The 5,342-nt window shown below is 66.9% G+C and carries 1 protein-coding gene; it reads right to left on the bottom strand.

The window, feature by feature from the left end; genetic code table 11:
* Nucleotides 1–5,342: type I polyketide synthase (locus AB0E98_RS33405; RefSeq protein WP_361710230.1), on the bottom strand; the 5,342-nt coding region annotated here is incomplete at both ends.

Here is a 5,342-nt window from a genome sequence, read left to right as displayed (position 1 = left end):
ATCGGATCCCCCAGCACCGTCCCCGTCCCATGCGCCTCCACCACATCCACATCCACCGCCGACACACCCGCATCCGCCAACGCCGCACGAATCACCCGCTGCTGCGACGGACCATTCGGCGCCGTCAACCCATTCGACGCACCATCCTGATTCACCGCAGAACCAGCCACCACCGCCAACACCTCATGCCCCAACCGCCGCGCATCCGACAACCGCTCCACCACCAACACACCCACACCCTCAGACCACCCCGTCCCCCCCCCCCCCGCACCGAACGACCGACACCGCCCATCCACCGACAACCCCCGCTGACGCGAAAACTCCACAAACGTCTCCGGCGTCGCCATCACCGTCACCCCACCCGCCAACGCCAACGAACACTCACCCCGCCGCAACGACTGCACCGCCAAATGCAACCCCACCAACGACGACGAACACGCCGTATCCACACTCACCGCCGGCCCCTCCAACCCCAACGCATACGCCACCCGCCCCGACACCACACTCCCCAACGCCGCACTCCCCGCATAATCGTGATACATCACCCCAGCAAAAACACCCGTCGCACTCCCCCGCAACGAACCCGGAACAATCCCCGCCCGCTCCAACGCCTCCCACGACGACTCCAACAACAACCGCTGCTGCGGATCCATCTCCAACGCCTCATTCGGACTGATCCCGAAAAACTCCGCATCAAAATCAGCCGCACCACGAACAAACCCACCCTCACGCGCATAACTCTTCCCCGGCACCCCCGGCACCGGATCAAACAACCCCTCCACATCCCAATAACGATCCTCCGGAAACTCCCCAATCGCATCCACACCATCCCGAACCACCCGCCACAAACCCTCGGGCGAAGACACCCCACCCGGATAACGGCACGCCATACCCACGATGACGATCGGGTCGTCGTGCGTGGCCGCGCCGGTCACCGGGCCCGCCTGGTCGTCCATGCCGAGGCGCGTCGTGCCGGCGAGTTCGGCCACGAGCAGGTCAGCCACCGCGGTGGCATTGGGGTAGTCGAAGATCAGGCTCGCCGGAAGTGCGAGACCGGTCGCACTGCCCAGCTCATTCCGCAGCTCCACCGCGGAGAGCGAGTCGAATCCCATCTCCTGGAAAGCACGCGTCGCGTCCACGGACTCGGCCGATCCATGACCGAGGACGGCAGCGGCCTTCCGGCGTACGAGCCGCAGGGCTTCCTCGACTGAGAGGGCCACCACGGACGAGGGCTTCGCCTTCGTCTGGGTGCGGGTGCGGGGGACGAGGGCGCGGTAGACCGGCTCCAGCTCGGCACCCCGGGCCCGCAACGCGGACAGATCAAAACGCGCCGGCACCACCAGCGCCGGCCCCGCCGACCCGACCACCGCATCGAACAGCGCCAGGCCCTCCCCCGACGCCAACGGCCTCAACCCACCCCGCACCATCCTCGACCGCTCAACCTCACCCAACGAACCCGTCATCCCACCCGACTCCGCCGCCCAGGGCCCCCACGCCAACGACTGCGCCGGCAGACCCAACCCCCGCCGATACACAGCAAACGCATCCATGAACGCATTCGCCGCCGCATAACTCGCCTGCCCCGGCGACCCCAACACCCCCGCCACCGAAGAAAACAACACAAACGCCGACAACCCCATACCCGACGTCAACTCATGCAAATTCAGCACACCATCCACCTTCGGCCGCAACACCCCCGCCAACCGATCCACCGACAACGACGACACCACCCCGTCATCCAACACACCCGCCGCATGCACCACACCCGACAACACACGCCCCTCCAACACACCAGCCAACGCCCCACGATCCGCCACATCACACGCCACCACCTCCACCCGCGCCCCCAACCCCTCCAACTCCCCCACCACACCAGCAACCCCCGAACCCCCCACACCCCGACGACTCACCAACAACACATCACGCACCCCATGACCCACCACCAAATGCCGCGCCACCACCGCACCCAAACCACCCGTACCACCCGACACCAACACCACACCCGAACCAAACACAGACCCAGAACCCGAACCAGCATCAGAACCCGCATCGGCACCGGAACCAGAACCAGCACCGGCCTCGGAACCGGCCACCACACCAGAGCCAGCCTCCACACCGGCACGCACCAGACGCGGCACCCACCACACCCCGTCCCGCACCGCCACCTGACCCTCACCCGACACCACAGCACCCGACACCAACACCGACAACTCCGCCCCCGGCTCACCATCCACCAACACCACACGACCCGGATGCTCGTTCTGCACCGACCGCACCAACCCCCACACCGCAGCCCCCACCACATCCACCACACCAGCACCCTCACCAGACCCGGACCCGGCGTCGACCGCGCCCTCCGTCACCACCACCAGCCGCGACTCCGCCAAACGCTCCTCACCCAGCCACTGCTGAATGCCCGTCAGCACACCGCCGACCACGTCCCGCACACCGTCACCCGACACCTCCGCACCCGACCCCACCCGCAGCACCACCACATCAGGCACCACCCCCACACCCGACAACACCTCACCCAACTCACCCCACGACACCCCACCACCAGAACCAGAACCAGAACCAGAACCAGCAGCACCCTCCTCCGCCCTCACCCACTCCACACCGAACAACCCATCCACACCCGACCCCACCCCGGACACCAACCCCTCCCCCAACGACCGCACCACCAACGACTCCACCAACCCCACCGGCACACCCAACGCATCAGCAATCTCCACCCGCACCCCACCCGCATCCACCGGCGACACCCGCACCCGCACCCGCGACGCACCCGACGCAAACAACTCCACACCCGACCACGCGAACGGAACCACCACCTCACCCAACCCACCACCACGCAACGCCACCACATGCAACGCCGCATCCAACAACACCGGATGCACCCCGAAACGCCCAGCCTCCGCACCCACCGAACCCGGCAACACCACCTCCGCGAACATCTCCTCACCACGACGCCACGCCGCACGCACGCCCTGGAAGGCCGGACCGTAACTCAGACCCTCAGCCGCCAGGTCCTCATACATCCCCTCCACCACCACCGGCTCCGCACCCACCGGCGGCCACTCCGAAAGACCCGAAACCACCCCCACACCCGAACCCTCACCCGACTCCTCCACCACCACACCAGAGGCATAACGCACCCAACCCGCCTCGTCCTCACCCAACCCCTCACCCCGACCGAACACCGACACCTCACGCCGGCCCCCACCATCCACCGCACCCACGATCACCTGAACATCCACACCACCCGACTCCGGCAACACCAACGGCGCCACCAACGCCAACTCCTCCACCCGCCCACACCCCACACGACCACCAGCCGCCACCACCAACTCCACCAACCCAGCACCCGGAAACACCACCGACCCCGCCACCGCATGATCCGCCAACCACGGATCCGTCGCACACGACAACCGCCCCGACAACACCACCCCACCCGAACCCGCCAACACCACAACCGACCCCAACAACGGATGACCCACACCACCCACACCACCAGCACCACCAGCACCACCCACACTGTCCCGCCAAAAACGCTCCCGCTGAAACGCATACGTCGGCAACTCCACCCGCCGACCACCACGCCCCGCAAAGAACGCCTCCCAGTCCACCGAGACACCGCGCTCGTGGAGCCGGCCCACACCCTCGACCAGCGACAGCACCTCGTCCCGGCCTTTACGCAGCAACGGCACACCCACCGCAGGCGACCCCTCACCCACCGAGTCGGCCACCATCCCCGACAACACCGACCCCGGACCCACCTCCACGAACGACACCACACCCGCCGCCTCCACCACCCCCACCGCATCCGCAAACCGCACCGCCGACGAAATCTGCTCCACCCAATACCCCGGCGACGACATCACCCCCGCCCCCACCACCCCACCCGACACCGACGACACCACACCCACACCCACCGGATCACCCAACTCCAACCCCTCCACCACACCCCGGAACTCCTCCAACACCCCATCCATCAACCCCGAATGAAACGCATCCGCCACCTCCAGCCACCGCACCCGCCGCCCCAACCCCACAAACCCCGCAACCGCCTCCTCCACCGCACCCCGCACCCCCGACAACACCACCGACCGAGGACCATTCACCGCCCCCAACCACACACCCCCACCCAACAACGGCACCACCTCACCCTCCGACGCCTCCACCGCCACCATCACCCCACCCGCACCCACACCCTCCATCAACCGACCCCGCGCACCCACCAACACACACGCATCCTCCAACGACAACACCCCCGCCACCCACGCAGCACACACCACCCCCACCGAATGACCCACCACCCAATCCGGCCGCACCCCCCACGAACCCAACCACCCCACCAACCCCACACCCACCGCAAACAACCCCGCCTGCGCCACACCCGTCCCCACACCAGACCCCAGCTCCACCTCACCAAACACCACATCCCTCAACCCCACCCCCACCGGCAACACCCCACCCAACTCACCCTCCAACAACCCACACACCCCATCAAACGCCTCAGCAAACACCGGAAACACCCCATACAACCCACGCCCCATCCCCACCCACCCAGACCCCTGCCCCGGAAACACAAACCCCGTCCCACCACCACCACCAGCAACAGAAGCAACACCACGCACCACACCCGGCACCACCTCACCATCAGCAACCCCCACCACACCCGCCAACAACTCCCCCACCTCAGAACCCACCACCACCGCACGACACCCAAACCCCGACCGCGACACCGCCAGCGAATACCCCACATCAACCGGGTCTGCATCCGTCACGCTGGAGGAGAGACGCGCGGCCTGCTCACGCAGCGCCTTCTCACTCCGGGCGGACAGGATCCACGGGACGACGGAGGCCGACGGAACCGACTGGTTCTTCGGGGATGCTTGTGTGGCCTCGACCAACGGAGGCTCTTCGAGGATGACGTGGGCGTTGGTCCCACTGAGTCCGAAGGACGACACGCCGGCCCGACGCGTCCGACCCTCCTCCGCACTCCACTCCCGCTGCTCCTGCAACAACTCCACCGCACCCGCCGACCAGTCCACCTCCGCCGACGGCACCTCCGCATGCAACGTCCGCGGCAACACCCCATGCCGCAACGCCCCCACCATCTTGATCACACCAGCAACACCCGAAGCCGCCTGAGTGTGGCCGATGTTCGACTTCACCGAACCCAGCCACAACGGACGATCCTCACCACGACCCTGCCCATACGCCGCAATCAGCGCCTGCGCCTCAATCGGATCCCCCAGCACCGTCCCCGTCCCATGCGCCTCCACCACATCCACATCCACCGCCGACACACCCGCATCCGCCAACGCCGCACGAATCAC

Origin of the sequence: Streptomyces sp. NPDC037389, assembly GCF_040636475.1 — a bacterium.
GTDB lineage: Bacteria > Actinomycetota > Actinomycetes > Streptomycetales > Streptomycetaceae > Streptomyces > Streptomyces hesseae.
Note: the sequence above shows the minus strand (reverse complement) of the source record. Positions and strands in the feature narration are given on the sequence as shown.